This window comes from Halomicrococcus pelagicus (assembly GCF_050954125.1).
In genome coordinates this window covers 22,988-37,159 of the sequence record NZ_JBPBWC010000013.1, presented here as the reverse complement: position 1 = coordinate 37,159, position 14,172 = coordinate 22,988, and the positions used below count along the sequence as shown (strand labels likewise).

The 14,172-nt window shown below is 68.3% G+C and carries 13 protein-coding genes; 10 read left to right on the top strand and 3 right to left on the bottom strand.

The genetic code is table 11. From position 1 onward, the window contains the following. Together ACRYA2_RS18940 and ACRYA2_RS18935 are read left to right on the top strand one after the other, a co-directional pair. The gene (locus tag ACRYA2_RS18940) at positions 1-978 is read left to right on the top strand and encodes an alpha-ketoacid dehydrogenase subunit beta (protein ID WP_433631732.1); all 978 of its coding nucleotides are present in this window, start codon (positions 1-3) and stop codon (positions 976-978) included. An 82-nt stretch (positions 979-1,060) separates the two neighbouring features. Then, positions 1,061-1,465: a RidA family protein gene (locus tag ACRYA2_RS18935; protein WP_433631729.1), complete on the top strand. Its 405-nt coding sequence runs from the start codon at positions 1,061-1,063 to the stop codon at positions 1,463-1,465. Between the two features lie 76 nt (positions 1,466-1,541). Here ACRYA2_RS18935 and ACRYA2_RS18930 read toward each other — a convergent pair whose 3' ends face one another. Together ACRYA2_RS18930 and ACRYA2_RS18925 are read right to left on the bottom strand one after the other, a co-directional pair. After that, positions 1,542-1,862, bottom strand: a complete 321-nt coding sequence (locus ACRYA2_RS18930; protein WP_433631726.1) for a HalOD1 output domain-containing protein — start codon at positions 1,860-1,862, stop codon at positions 1,542-1,544. A 2-nt stretch (positions 1,863-1,864) separates the two neighbouring features. Then, positions 1,865-2,710, bottom strand: coding sequence for a DUF7344 domain-containing protein (locus ACRYA2_RS18925; RefSeq protein WP_433631724.1), 846 nt, complete (start codon positions 2,708-2,710; stop codon positions 1,865-1,867). Between the two features lie 243 nt (positions 2,711-2,953). Between ACRYA2_RS18925 and ACRYA2_RS18920 the strand changes: the two genes are divergently transcribed. Continuing rightward, entirely contained in the window at positions 2,954-4,120 is a 1,167-nt protein-coding gene (locus ACRYA2_RS18920; protein WP_433631722.1) for an acyl-CoA dehydrogenase family protein, read from the top strand. Further along, complete coding sequence (locus tag ACRYA2_RS18915) at positions 4,117-4,890, top strand: SDR family NAD(P)-dependent oxidoreductase (RefSeq protein WP_433631719.1); 774 nt, start codon at positions 4,117-4,119, stop codon at positions 4,888-4,890. Before ACRYA2_RS18920 ends, ACRYA2_RS18915 begins: the two co-directional genes overlap by 4 nt. 387 nt (positions 4,891-5,277) lie before the next feature. On the opposite strand, the gene ACRYA2_RS18910 is transcribed toward ACRYA2_RS18915, so the two are convergent. Next, positions 5,278-6,048: an enoyl-CoA hydratase/isomerase family protein gene (locus tag ACRYA2_RS18910; protein ID WP_433631717.1), complete on the bottom strand. Its 771-nt coding sequence runs from the start codon at positions 6,046-6,048 to the stop codon at positions 5,278-5,280. A gap of 145 nt (positions 6,049-6,193) precedes the next feature. Between ACRYA2_RS18910 and ACRYA2_RS18905 the strand changes: the two genes are divergently transcribed. The 6 genes from ACRYA2_RS18905 to ACRYA2_RS18880 all read left to right on the top strand — a co-directional run bounded on the left by ACRYA2_RS18905 (position 6,194) and on the right by ACRYA2_RS18880 (position 14,111). Beyond that, a complete protein-coding gene (locus ACRYA2_RS18905) occupies positions 6,194-7,063 on the top strand; it encodes an LLM class flavin-dependent oxidoreductase (protein WP_433631714.1) in 870 nt (289 codons plus the stop codon). After that, the gene (locus ACRYA2_RS18900) at positions 7,060-9,207 is read left to right on the top strand and encodes an oxidoreductase (protein ID WP_433631712.1); all 2,148 of its coding nucleotides are present in this window, start codon (positions 7,060-7,062) and stop codon (positions 9,205-9,207) included. The genes ACRYA2_RS18905 and ACRYA2_RS18900 overlap by 4 nt, the downstream gene beginning before the upstream one ends. Before the next feature lie 87 nt (positions 9,208-9,294). After that, complete coding sequence (locus tag ACRYA2_RS18895) at positions 9,295-11,370, top strand: hydantoinase/oxoprolinase family protein (protein WP_433631709.1); 2,076 nt, start codon at positions 9,295-9,297, stop codon at positions 11,368-11,370. Between the two features lie 6 nt (positions 11,371-11,376). Beyond that, the gene (locus tag ACRYA2_RS18890) at positions 11,377-13,326 is read left to right on the top strand and encodes a hydantoinase B/oxoprolinase family protein (protein WP_433631706.1); all 1,950 of its coding nucleotides are present in this window, start codon (positions 11,377-11,379) and stop codon (positions 13,324-13,326) included. Next, a complete protein-coding gene (locus ACRYA2_RS18885) occupies positions 13,326-13,622 on the top strand; it encodes an acetone carboxylase subunit gamma (RefSeq protein WP_433631703.1) in 297 nt (98 codons plus the stop codon). The genes ACRYA2_RS18890 and ACRYA2_RS18885 overlap by 1 nt, the downstream gene beginning before the upstream one ends. Positions 13,623-13,679: 57 nt before the next feature. Beyond that, positions 13,680-14,111 (top strand): MaoC/PaaZ C-terminal domain-containing protein, encoded by a 432-nt coding sequence (locus ACRYA2_RS18880; protein WP_433631700.1) that lies wholly within the window; start codon positions 13,680-13,682, stop codon positions 14,109-14,111. Positions 14,112-14,172 lie beyond the last annotated feature (61 nt).

Below are 14,172 nucleotides of genomic sequence, written 5' to 3'. Positions count from 1 at the left end.
ATGCAACTGACACTCGTCGAAGCCGTCAACGAGGCGCTACACGCGGAGATGGCTGCGGACGACCGCGTCGTCGTCTACGGCGAGGACGTCGCCGAAACCGGCGGTGTCTTCCGCGCGACCGAGGGTCTCGAAGACGCGTTCGGGAGCGAGCGCGTCGTCAACACGCCCATCGCCGAGATCGCCATCGTCGGCACGGCGGTCGGCCTCGCGATGCGGGGCTACCGTCCCGTCGCCGAGATTCAGTTCTCCGGGTTCCTGCCGCCGGCGTTCAACCAGCTCGTCTCGCAGGCGAGCAGGATTCGCTGGCGGACGCGCGGCGAACGCACCGCTCCGATGGTCGTGCGGGCGCCGTACGGCGGTGGCGTTCGCGCCCTCGAACACCACTCGGAAGCGATGGAGGCCGTCTACAGCCACGTTCCCGGACTGAAGGTCGTCGTCCCCAGCACGCCCCGCGACACGAAGGGGCTGCTCACCGCGGCCATCCGCGACCCCGACCCCGTCCTCTTTCTCGAACCGAAACGCGTCTATCGCTCGTTCCGCCAGGCGGTCCCCGAGGAGTCGTACGTGGAACCCATCGGCGAGGCCGCGGTCCGGCGCGAGGGCGAGGACGTGACGGTCGTCTCCTACGGCGCGATGATGGAGCCGACGACGACGGCCGTGGAGACGCTCGCGGAAGAGCGGGGACTGGACGCGGAGGTCGTCGACGTCCGGACGCTCTCGCCGCTCGACCGCGAGACGCTCGTCGAGTCGCTGAAGAAGACCGGTCGCGGCGTCGTCGTCCACGAGGGGCCGAAGAGCGGCGGGTTCGCCGGCGAAATAATCGCGACGCTCAACGAGGAGGCGCTGATGTACCTCGAAGCGCCCATCGAGCGCGTCACGGGGTTCGACGTTCCGATTCCGATGCTCGCCTGGGAGGACTACTACCTCCCGAACCCGCCGCGTATCGAGGAGAAGATTCTCGACGCGATGGCGTTCTGACCGCTCCCCCCGTCCCTCGGTAGCGCCGTCGGTCCGATTCGACGGAGATAGATTGATAGGCGGTGGCACACCACTGGTTGGCGTGCAACGCGAGATACTGAACCCCGACGAACTCGCACCGCCCAGCGGTTTCAACCACGGCGTCCTCGTCGACGGCGGGAAGACGCTCTACCTCGCTGGGCAGGACGCCAGCGGTCCCGACGCCGAGATCGTCGCCCCCGACGACCTCGTCGGTCAGTTCGAGCAGGTGCTCTCGAACCTCTCGACCGTGGTCGAGGAGGCCGGCGGGAGTTCGAACGACATCGTGAAACTGAACGTCTTCGTCGCCGACCGCGACGAGTACAAGGCCCACCTGGACGAACTGGGCGACGCGTTCGGACGGTACTTCGACGACTATCCGGCGATGGCACTGTTCGAGGTCGCCGGCTTCTTCGCGGACGACGCCCGAATCGAGATGGAAGGGTTCGCGGTCGTCGACGACGAGTGACCGCGAGCGCGGCGCTCTCGACGTGGCCTCGACTCCGGGGCCACGAGGACGACGAGCGACGACGGAACCGCGGGTCCTATCTACCGTCGTCTGCCTCGCGGACGCGGATTTCGTCGCGCGTCACGGTGACCTCGCACCCGCCGAACAGGAGGACGAACGACCCGCCCGCTCTGGACGATTCGGGCCCCCGTTTCCCGAACAGCCCGTCCAGGTGGTCGGGGTCGACGACGTCGTACAGCGGGTCGAGGTCGATGGGCGACCGGTTCGTGTAGGCTGCGACGGCGTTCACGACGGCGTGGCTGGGCGATTCGTCGGTCCCGACGTCGTACGTGAACTCGCTGCGCCGTTCCCGTCGGTCGTTTTCGCCGTTACCGTCGGTGATGGGATTATCTGTCATGGTCAGAAGGAAAACGTTTGTCGGAAGTCGTCGCTCTGGAAGTCGAGGTGGTCGAGCCGCGGGCCCAGTAGCTCGCGCACGAGGACGACGAGCGGGTTCGTCTCGCCCTCGCCGACCACGGCCGTCTCCGCGTGTGCGTCCGCCGACTCCTCGAGGAGGCCGAGCATGACTTTCTCGCGATCCGCGAAGACGAGCCGCCCGACTTTCGGATACCGGGACGGGGCGTTCATCCAGTCCAGGTCCGGTTCCCAGATGGTCGCTTCCGGAAGCCGCCGGCGGGTGACGTCGCGGACGTTCCGGTTCTGAGAACCGAGGTAGATGTCGACGCCCCGCTCTATCGCGTCCACCGCGTGACAGATGCACTCGTCTTCGAGCAGGTCCTCGCGAACGTACATGAGGAACAGCTCGTCGGTCGCCTCGTCGGCGAGGTGACGACCGTGTTCGATCACCATCTCCCGGCCCTCTATCGTGCCGACGTCGCTTTCGGCGGCCTCGCTGCCGTTCGTGAGCCGGTCCAGTTGCTCGTCGATTCGACCCGCGTCCAGCCAGTCGGCGTCGACGTCCGTCGAGTCCCGCGACTTGGCGACGTTGGCTGTGCTGTCGTACTCGACCAACCCCGCCTCGTCGAGCTTCGGCAGGCGATAGTGATGCAGCGAGATCCGAACCCGGTCGAGTTCGTCCTCGTACTGGGACGTTCGAGCCACGGGCATCTCGCGGGCGACGAGACGCTCGGCCAGCTCCATCACGTGAAGCGACCGGCCGGCTTTGTCGAGGACGGTCAGTATCGAGCGATTGCACCCGTCCGCGAGGAGACCGTCGATTCGCTCGGACCGTGGGTCGGTTTCCATGGATAAGACGGCCTACAGTGCATCAGTAATTAAAAATGATGGCGTCGTCGCACTGCGCCGACTTCGTGGCTCGTGAGCCCCCGTCCGTCGACCGGTCGCCCGCTGGGGTCATCTGGAGCCTCCATCGCCCATCGGCACCCTCGCCGGAGCGTCGGTAGACGTCGTAGCCGCCCGGACGGCAGTGGCGACGAACGGTTGGCGCACCGAGAAATTAAGGCCCGGGTGGCCGACTGGACGAACGTCATGCTAACCAGGCTCACGATATCGGACGACCACGCGGCGTACCGCGAGGAGGTCCGGGCGTTCTACGACGCGGAGATAGCGCCGCACGTCGAAGCGTACGAAGACGCCGGCGAGTTTCCCGGGGACCTGGTGCGGACGCTCGGCGACGCCGGACTCGTCGGCGTCCCGTACGCGGAGGACGTAGACGGCGGCGGCCTCGACTACCGGTCGTTCGCCATCGCGATGGAGGAACTCGCCCGGACCTGGAAACTGCTCGCGGGAACGGTCAACGTCGCTGCCGGCCTCGTCGGCTATCCGATAGCTACGTTCGGCGCTCCCTGGCAGCGCGAACGGTGGTTGACCGACGTCTTCGCCGGCGAGTCCATCGCGGCGCTCGCGATGACGGAACCGGACGCGGGGAGCGACGCCGCGTCGGCGTCGACGACCGCGGAGCGAGACGGCGACGAACTGGTCGTCGACGGACACAAGGTGTGGTCGACGAACGGCGCCGTCGCGGACCTCCTGCTGGTGCTGGCGCGGACCGGCGAGGACGACGGCCACCGGGGACTCAGCCTCGTCGGCATCCCGGAGCCGCACGACCGCGACGGCGTGACCGTCGTCCGGGACATCCCGTCGATGGAGGGCGAAGCGGCCGTCGAGACCGAGATACGGTTCGACGGCGTCCGCGTCCCGGCGGAGAACGTCGTCGGCGATCCCGGGTCCGGCTTCCGATACGTGATGGAAGCGCTCGACGTCGGCCGCATCGGGACCGCCGCACAGGGCGTCGGCGTCGCACAGGCCGCCCTGGACGCCAGTCGCGAGTTCGCGGACGAGCGCGAACAGTTCGGCCAGCCCATCCGGGAGAACCAGGGCATCTCGTTCAAGCTCGCCGACATGGCGATGGACGTCGAGGCGGGGCGACTGCTCACGCTCGCGGCGGCGGACGGCCGGGACAGGGGCGACCGCGTCACCCAGGCGGCCGCGATGGCGAAGACGTTCGCGACTGACGCCGCGATGGACGCGGCGACCGAGGCCGTCCAGATACACGGCAGTCGCGGCTACTCGAAGGAGTATCCCGTGGAGCGGTACATGCGCGTCGCCAAGGGGATGCAGATATACGACGGAACCAACGAGATAAACCGCGTCGTCATCAGCAAGCGGATGTACGAGAACGAGGGGGAGCGATGACCCTCGCGCCCGACGTCGACCTCTCGGGCGAGGTCGTCGTGGTGACCGGGGGCACGCGCGGCATCGGCCGCGCCATCTCCGAGGCGTTCGCGGCGGCGGGCGCGGACGTCGTCCCCACCTCGCGGACCCGGGCGGACGTCGAGGACGCGGTCGAGACCGTCCGCGAGGCGGGCGGCGACTCGGTCGCCGTGCCGACCGACGTGACCGACGAGGCGGCCGTCGATGCGCTGTTCGAGACCGTCGAGGCGGAGGTGGGTTCGGTCGACGTCGTCGTGAACAACGCAGGCATCAACCCCGTCGACGGGATGGACCGGCCGGAGGACGTCGACCCGGACGCGTTCGACCGGACGGTGGACGTGAACCTCCGCGGTGCGTTCCGCTGCGCTCGCCGGGGCGCGGCGGTGCTCGCCAGCGACGGCGGCGGGAGCGTGGTGAACGTCGCCAGCGTCGCCGGACTCGTCGGCATCCCGCGCCAGCACCCCTACGTCGCGTCCAAACACGGTCTCGTCGGCCTGACGAAGAGCCTGGCGCTCGACTGGGCGCCCGACGTCCGGGTGAACGCGCTGGCACCCGGGTACGTGAGCACGGACCTGACGGAGCCGCTGATGGCCGACGAGGAGCTGTACGAGTCGGTCGTCGACAGGACGCCGCTCGGCCGGTTCGCCGACCCGGCGGAAGTCGCGGGACCGGCGCTGTTCCTCGCGAGCGACCTGGCGAGTTTCGTGACCGGGGCCGTCCTGTCGGTCGACGGCGGGTGGACGACGCGCTAGTTACGGGAAATCGAGGAGAAAGCCCCGTGCTGTAGCGCGGGGATGACTCCGACAACAGGGACGCCACCCACGAACTATTAAGTTACCCGACAGCATATTCAGTAGCAAGCACATCGGACGAAAATTGGAGTTGGGTTAGGGTCTCCACTATCAAAAAGCAACCCTGCGTCGGATGGCCACTCGCCCTTCGCGGGTGAGTCGGGTCGATGGCACGGCCTGTGAGGTGCAAGCGGATACCCAAGCACACCACGCCTCCTTCGGAGGCCCGACCCACTACTCACGAACCACAGCCGAGACCCCGATGGTCTCGGTCAGGGTGCCTTCGGGGACGCACGAACGGCGTGCCGTCCCACGAAGGAATCCTCGCGCTTCAGTGCGGGGAGGATGTCAAGTCTCCCACTCCGGGTCGCGACCGTCGAGTTGCGCGTCGACGCCCTCCCGGTAGTCGGGGTCCTCCCGGGCGGCCTCGTGCGCGATGCGGCCGAGGTGGTCTTTGGCCGCCGCCGGCGGCATGTCCATCGTCTCGTAGAACCCGGTCTTGAGCTTCCGGAGGACGCGGGGGCTCTTCTCCAGGAGGGACGCGGTCAGCGAGGCGACCTCTTCCTCCACCTCGGACCGGGGGACGCTCCGCGTGACGAGCCCGATGCGTTCGGCCTCCGCGCCGTCGACGGGTTCGCCGGTCATCACGAGGTCGAGCGCCCGCCGCCAGCCGACCATCTCGCGCAGCATCGGCGGCGAGAAGTGGTTCACGATGCCGAGGCTGGCTTCGGGTTGGCCGATGGTGGCGTCGTCGGTGGCGACGACGAAGTCGACGTGGAGCATGAGGTCGAACCCGCCGCCGAGACAGACGCCGTCGACCTGCGCGACGGTTGGCTTGCCGAGTCGCCGGAGCGCGTCGAACAGTTCCTGCCAGGTCTCCGTGAACGCGGCGAGCGAGTAGTCGGTCTCGCGGACCTCCTTCAGGTCGCCGCCGGCGCAGAATGCGTCCTCGCCTGCGCCCCTGAACACGACGACGCGGACGCCGTCGTCGTGTCTGTACTCGCGAACCCGGTCGATGATGTCGCGTTTCGTCTCCGAGTCCATCGCGTTCAGCGCGTCGGGGCGACGTATCTCCACGGTCGCGACGCCGTCAGTGACATCGAACACCGCGTTACTCATGCACACATCTTCCGCCGAGAGGACCTTAAATCATCACCCGGGCCGTCGTCGTACAGAACTGCCGAATTATGTCCGATACCGTTACCTACCGGCCCGAATTGAGCAGCGTACTTTTACGTTCCGATGTGTCCTGTGTTGACACATCATGCATGTAGGCGTCGGCCTACCGAACACGTTGACGGGGACCGACCGCGACCTCGTTCTGGAGTACGCCGAACGCGCGGACGCCGGACCGTTCTCGAGCATCGGCGTCTTCGACCGCCTCCGGTACGACAGTCTCGACCCGATGGGAACCCTGGCCGCCTGCGCCGGCGTGACCGACGACGTTCGGTTGGCGACGTCGATAATCGCCGGCCCGCTGCGGCGGAACGCGTTGCTGGCGAAGAAGACGGCGACGGTCGACGTGCTCTCGGACGGACGACTCACCGTCGGACTGGCGCTCGGCGCCCGGCGCGACGACTACGAACTCGCGGACGTTCCGTACGGCGAGCGGGGCCGCCGCTTCACGGAGCAACTCGGCGCACTCCGCGACCAGTGGGAGAGCGAGGAGGTCGGTCCCGACCCTGTCCAGGACGGCGGTCCGGAGCTACTGGTCGGGGGGATGAGCGACCCGGCGTTCAAGCGCGTCGGCCGGTACGCCGACGGGTACATCCACGGCGGCGGCCCGCCGAGCGTCTTCGAACGGGAGGCAGAGAAGGCCCGGGCGGCCTGGATGGAGGCGGAGCGACCGGGCGGGCCCGCGCTGTGGGGGCACGGCTACTTCGCGCTCGGCGACGAGGACGTCGAGGAACGGGGCCGGGAGTATCTCCTCGACTACTACGCGTTCACCGGACCGTTCGCCGAGAAGGTGGCCGACGGACTCCTCACGACGCCCCAGGAGGTCGTCCAGTTCGTCCGCGGCTACGAGGACCGGGGCTGTGACGAACTCCTCCTGTTCCCGACGGTGATCGGCGTCGAACAGTACGAGCGCCTGGAGCGCATCGTCGAGAACGAATGGGGTGACGGTCTCGCATGAACGTCGAGGTCCTCGGCGGGGGACCCGGCGGTCTGTACGCCAGTCTCCTGTGCCAGAAGTCCAACCCGGACTGGGACGTCAGCGTCTACGAGAGGTATCCCGCCGACTCGTCGTACGGCTGGGGCGTCGTCTTCTCCGACGCGACGCTGTCCTCGCTCCGCGAGGCGGACTACGAGACCCATGAGCGCATCACCGAGGCGTTCGTCCAGTGGGACCCCATCGACGTGTACTACGGTGGCGAACGCCACCGCTGCGGTGGCCACACGTTCGCCGGCATCATGCGGACCGACCTGCTGGAGATTCTCCAGGACCGCTGTCGGGAGCTCGGCGTCGACCTCAACTTCGAGGTCGAGATCGACTCGCCGCAGGAACTCCGGGAGGACGCCGACCTCCTGGTCGGCGCCGACGGTATCGCCAGCACCGTCCGCGAGGAGTACGCCGACCGGTTCGAGCCGAACGTCTCGGAGGGGAACGCCAAGTTCGCGTGGTACGGGACCGAGAAGCCGTTCGACGTCTTCACGTTCATCTTCCGGGAGAACGACGACGGCCTCTGGCAGATACACGCCTATCCGGGCGAGACGAGCACCTTCATCGTCGAGTGTAGCGAGGAGACGTGGCGCAACGCCGGCCTCGACGAGAAGAGCGAGGCGGAGAGCCTGGCGTACTTCGAGGACCTGTTCGCCGACCACCTCGACGGGTACGGGCTGAAGTCCAAGCAGGAGCGCTGGCGGAACTTCCGGACGGTGAAAAACCGGAACTGGCACTTCGACGACGTCGTGCTCGTCGGCGACGCGGCGGCGTCCGCCCACTTCACCATCGGGGCGGGCACCAAGATGGCGATGGAGGACGCCATCGCCCTCTGGGAGGGGTTCAAGGAGCACGGGACGGACGTGTCGGCGGCGCTGAACCGGTACGAGATGGACCGCCGGGACAAGGTGAACGCGCTCCAGACGGCCGCCGACCGGAGCCGACGCTACTTCGAGCACGTCGACCGCTACCTCCACATGGACCCCGAGCAGTTCACCGTCCACCTCCTGACGCGTAGCGGCCGGATCACCTACGACAACCTGCGCGTCCGCGACACCGGCTTCGTCGACGACTATGATAGCTGGTTCGCGAACCGGGCCGACGGTGCGAACCCCGGAACGCTCGACGTCGCTACTCCGCCGCTCTTCACGCGGTTCGACCTGGACGGCGTCTCGCTGTCGAACCGCGTCGTCAAGCTCCCGGTCGAGGACCAGGACGCGACCGACGGGTTGCCGAGCGCGGCGTACCGGGACTCGCTGGTTGAGGCCGGTCGGAGCGGCGCCGGCCTCGTCCTGACGGACCCGGTTACCGTCGCGGCGGACGGCCGCATCACGCCGCGGAACGCGGGCATCTACGCCGACGACCACCGGGAGGCGTGGACGGACGCCGTCGGACGGGTCCACGACGCAGGGGACGCGAAGGTCGCGGTCCAGCTCTCTCACGCCGGCCGGCGCGGCGCGATGCGACCGCGGTCGGCGGGACTCGACCGTCCGCTCCCCGACGAGGCGGCCTGGCCGCTGCTCGCGCCGTCGGCGAAACCGTTCTCGAAGGACACCCGGACGCCGACGGCGATGGACGATGACGACCGCGAGCGCGTGCTCGCGGCGTTCGAGTCGGCAGCGACGCGCGCCGCCGAGGCGGGGTTCGACGTCGCACAACTGCACATAGGACACGGATACCTGCTGAACAGTTTCCTCTCGCCGTTCGCAAACGAGCGCGACGACGAGTACGGCGGGTCGCTCGAGAATCGGATGCGGTTTCCGCTGGCGGTCTTCGAAACGGTGCGTGACGCGTGGCCCGACGACGGGGCGGTGACCGTGACACTGCAGGCGACCGACTGGCACCCGAACGGGTTCAAGACCCGCGAATCGTACGCGCTCGCGGAACGGCTCGTGGAACGCGGGTGTGCGCTCGCCGCCGTGGTGGCGGGGCAGGCGAGTCCGAACGGCCGCCCGCGGTACGACCCGCAGACGCTCGGCTGGTTGAGCGACCGAATCAGGAACACGGTCGAGATTCCGACGATGGCGACGAACTACGTGACGACGACGGACGGGGTGAACACGCTGGTCGGGAGCGGGCGCGCCGACCTCGCCGTACTCTACGACGACGAACTGTGACCGCCCCCGAGGACAGTTAATTCAGCCTTAATCAAGTTATCTTATTTAACAAAACACCTATTCATTCCCACCGCGGTTTGCTATGGTATGGCATATGTAACGGGAGTTGACACGGGAGGGACGTTCACCGACACGGTCATCGTCGGCGACGATGGCTCCCGCGTCACCGGGAAGGCACCGACGACGCCCGACCGGCCGGAGGAGGGAGTCGTCGCCTCGCTCGCGAACGCCGCGGAGACCCTCGACCGCCCCCTGGAGGACGTACTGGCGGACACGAGTGTGCTGTTCCACGGCACCACGCTGACGACCAACACCGTCCTCGAACGAACGGGTGGCGACGTCGGCCTCGTCACGACCCAGGGGCACCGGGACGCGCTGCACATCGGTCGCACCACGACGCGAACGAAGGGGCTCTCCCAGCAGGAGATGCAGCACTACGCGGCGCAGTCGAAGCCACAACCGCTCGTTCCCAAGGCCAACGTCCGGGAACTCGACGAGCGAACCGACTACGCCGGCGAGGAGGTCGTCTCTCTCGACGACGACCAGGTCAGGGACGCCGTCGCCGACCTCGCCGACGACGTCGACGCCATCGCGGTGAACCTCCTGTGGAGCTTCCGGAACGCCGACCACGAACGCCGCGTCGGCGAGATCGCGGCGGACGTCGCGCCGGACACGCCGACGTACCTCTCCCACGAGGTCGTGCCGAAACTCGGCGAGTACGAGCGCGGCGCGACGACCGCCGTCAACGCGTACACGGCCCCCGTGCTCGCAGACTACGTCGACGACCTCGCGTCGGCGCTGTTGGACCGCGGCCTCGACGCCCCCGTCTACCTCATGAAGAGCACCGGCGGCGCGATGCCGCTCACCGAGGTCGAGAACGACGCCGTCGCGACGATAAACTCCGGGCCCGCGGGGGGCGTCATCGGCTCGCAGTTCATCGGCGACGCGGTCGGCGAGCCGAACCTCATCTGCACCGACGTCGGCGGGACGAGCTTCGACGTCGGCCTCGTCATCGACGGCGACCACCAGGTGCGCGCGACCTCCGCCGTCCAGCAATACAGCCTCTACCAGCTATCGGTCGACATCGAGTCCATCGGGAGCGGCGGCGGTTCCGTCGCCTGGATCGACGACGGCGGTGCGCTCCAGGTCGGCCCGGAGAGCGCGGGAGCGGACCCCGGCCCGGCCTGCTACGACCTCGGCGGCGACCGACCGACGGTGACCGACGCGGACCTCGTTCTCGGCTACCTGAACCCCGAGTACTTCCTCGGCGGTCGCCGCGAACTCGACGTCGACGCCGCACGGGCGGCGATGCGGGAACACGTCGCCGACCCGCTCGGCGTGAGCGTCGAGGAGGCGGCCGCCAGCGTCTTCGAGATCGTTAACGGGGCGATGGCCGACCTCCTCCGACAGGTCACCGTCGAGCGCGGCCACGACCCGCGGAACTTCTCCATCTTCGCCTACGGCGGGGCCGGCCCGCTGCACGCGTCCTTCTACGGGGAGGACCTCGGCACCCAGTCGACGATCGTCCCGCTGGGCGACACCGCGTCCGTGTTCTCCGCGTTCGGCATCTCTACGTCGAACGTCGGCTGGGTCGAGGAGATGTCGAACCCGGCCGTCGCGCCGTTCGACGCGGACGACCTCGCGGACACGTTCGGGGAACTGGAAGACCGCATCGAGTCCGACTTCGAGAGCCAGGGGTTCGACACGGACGCCGTCTCCTACGCCCGGGAGGTCGACCTCCGGTACAAGGGGCAGGTCCACCAGGTGTCCGTTCCGGTGCCGACCGGCGACCTCGCGGACGGGGACGTCGACGACCTGCTCGACCGCTTCGAGGCGAAGTACGAGTCGCTGTACGGCCCCGGGTCGACGTACGCGGAGGCCGAGGTCGAACTGGTCCACCAGCGCGTCCGCGGAAGCGGGGACACGACGAACCCGACGCTCGCGGCGTCCGCCGAGGCCGGCGACGCTCGCACGGACGCGCGGGACGTGTACTGGCCGGACCGGTCGGCGTTCGTCGAGACGGCCATCTACGACGGCGACCGGCTGACGCCCGGCGACGCCGTCGACGGCCCTGCAGTCGTACAGCTCCCCGACACCACCGTCACGGTGCGCCCGCACCAGCGCGCGACGGTCGACGACTACCGCAACATCATCATCGAGTGAGCATCCATGTCACAGATTCCAGGCGCGGACAAGTACGACGCGGTCACGGAGTTCGACGAAGCGGCGCTCCCGGACGACCTCGACCTGCACACCGTCTCGGACGACCACGACCTCGACACGGTCACGTTCGAGGTGCTCCGACACCGACTCGGACAGATCAACGACGAACAGGGGACGACGCTCAAACGGGTCAGCGGCTCGCCCATCGCCACCGAAGCGAACGACTTCAACGTCACCATCGCGGACGAACGCGGCGAAACCGTCAGCTTCGGCCCGTACGTCATGTACCACGCGAGCGTCACCGACCTCATCATCAAGTGGATTCTCGAACATCGCGCGGAGAACCCCGGCATCGAGCCCGGCGACATGTTCATCTGTAACGACCCCTGGGTCGGTGCCGTCCACCAGAACGACGCCGTCGTCATCGCCCCCGTCTTCCACGAGGACGAACTGTTCGGCTGGGTGAGTTCGACGCTCCACCAGGTCGACGTCGGCGGCAACGAGATCGGGAGCTTCTCCATCGAGGACGACGACGCGTTCGCGGAGGCGGAGCCGGTGCCGCCGACGAAGCTGGTCGAGGACGGCGAACTCCGTGCCGACGTGGAGGACCTGATGCTGCGGAAGTCGCGGGCCGCCCCGCTCCTGGGGATGGACCTTCGCGCCCAGATAGCGGCGAACAACGTCGCCATCGACCGCATCCACGAACTCGTCGACGACTACGGCGCGAACACGGTCAAGGCCGTGATGAACGAGACGATGGACTACGCCGAGGAGAGCCTCCGCGCCCGCCTCCGAGAGCTCCCCGACGGCGTCTGGCGGCACGTCGCCTACCAGGACGTCGCCAACGCCGCCGACCGGAGCGTCTACCGGACCCGCCTCGAACTCCGGAAGACGGACGACGGACTGACGTTCCGGGTCAGCGGCGACGAGTCGGCGGGCGTCATCAACACGACGTACGCGGGGATGCGCGGCGCGCTCACCACCGCCGTCCTGCCGATGCTCTGCTACGACATCCCGTGGGCGCTCGGCGGCATCTATCGCGTCCTCGACTTCGAGGCCGACGACGGCATCATGGTCAACGCCGAGTACCCCGCCGGAACCGGGATGGCCGCCGTCGCGGGCACGTGGCACACGGCCAACCTCTCGAACGTCTGCGTCGCCAAGATGCTGGACGCCAGCGACGAGTACGACGAGGAACTGTTCGCCGGGTCGTCCGGGTCGTGGGTGACGATGAACGTGATGGGCGTCGACCAGCGCGGCGAGTTCTTCGTCACGCAGTTCATGGACCCGATGGCCGGCGGCTGGGGGGCGCGCACCCACTCCGACGGCGTCAACACCGGTGGCATCTGGGTCGCGCCCGGCGGCGCCGCCCCGAACGTCGAGTCGAACGAACTCTCGTTCCCGATGCTGTATCTCTACCGGAAGGAGGAGACCGACTCCGGCGGTCCCGGCGAACACCGCGGCGGCGTCACGTCGAGCATGGCCTGGAAGGCCCACGACACGGACGGACTCGCGCACGTCGTCTCCTCGTTCGGCGCGGCGATGCCGACCAGCGAGGGCGTCTCGGGCGGCCACCCGTCGAACGCCGTCCGGTACGAACTCCTCCGCGACAGCGACGTCGCCGACCAGTTCGCCGACGGGACGATTCCCGCCGACAGGGACGACGTCGACGGGGAGACGGAGGTTCCCCAACCGAAGGCGAAGTTCGAGACCGGCGCGGACGACGTCTACTACAGCCGCTGGCAGGGCGGCGGGGGGTACGGCGACCCGCTGGACCGCGACCCCGAAGCGGTCGCCGAGGACGTGTCGGTCGGCTACGTCTCCAAGACTGAAGCCCTGGAGACGTACGGCGTCGTGCTCGACGGTGGCGACGTCGACGCCGCCGCGACCGACGAACGCCGCGAGGAGATCCGTGAGCGACGGCTGACCGCCGAACCCTGGGGAGGTGGTGCGTGATGGCTCGCCGACGGCTCGACGCCCACCTCGACGTGGACACGGACGCGGAGACCGTCGTCTGCCGGCGCTGCGACGAGACGCTCTGCGACGCCGACGAGAACTACAAGCTCCACGCGCTCTGCGAGCGACTGCCCGTCGAGGACGCCGGTCCGCTCGTCAACGACCCGGTGGAGTACGTCGACGATGACCTCGAGTTCCGGAAGTTCTACTGTCCTGGATGTGCCACCCAGCTCGCGACCGAACTCGTCGAGGCCGACCTCGAACCGGTGCACGAGGTCGAACTCGACCTCGGGTAGGCGGGCCGCCGGCACCCCCGAACTTTATGGCCGGAATCCACTTACCACGAGATGTCGATGGCGCTCCGACACTTCGAGGACGTCGCGGTCGGCGAAACGTTCGACTGCGGTGCGGTTTCGATCTCGGAAGCCGAGATAATCGCGTTCGCCGAGCGGTACGACCCACAACGCATCCACCTCGACCCCGACCACGACGAGGAGCTCTCGGACGGCGTCGTCTCGAGCGGCTGGCACACCGCGAGCCTCGCGATGCGCCAGTGCGTCGACGGCTTTCTCACCGACCTCGCCGTCGTCTGTGCGATGGGCATCAGGGAGCTGCGGTGGTACGAACCGCTCCGCCCCGCCGACGAATTCGCCGTCGCCGCAGAAATCGTCGACAAGGACGCCATGGACGACGACCGGGGCGTTGTCGACGTCCACGTCACTGCGACCGTCGACGGCGAGACGGCGATGGAGCGGACCGACGAAGTGCTCGTCAGACGAGCGTGAGGGCGGTCGACGACGGACGGCAGGAGCCGACCCCCCGTCGCCGGACGACGAACACCGTCGA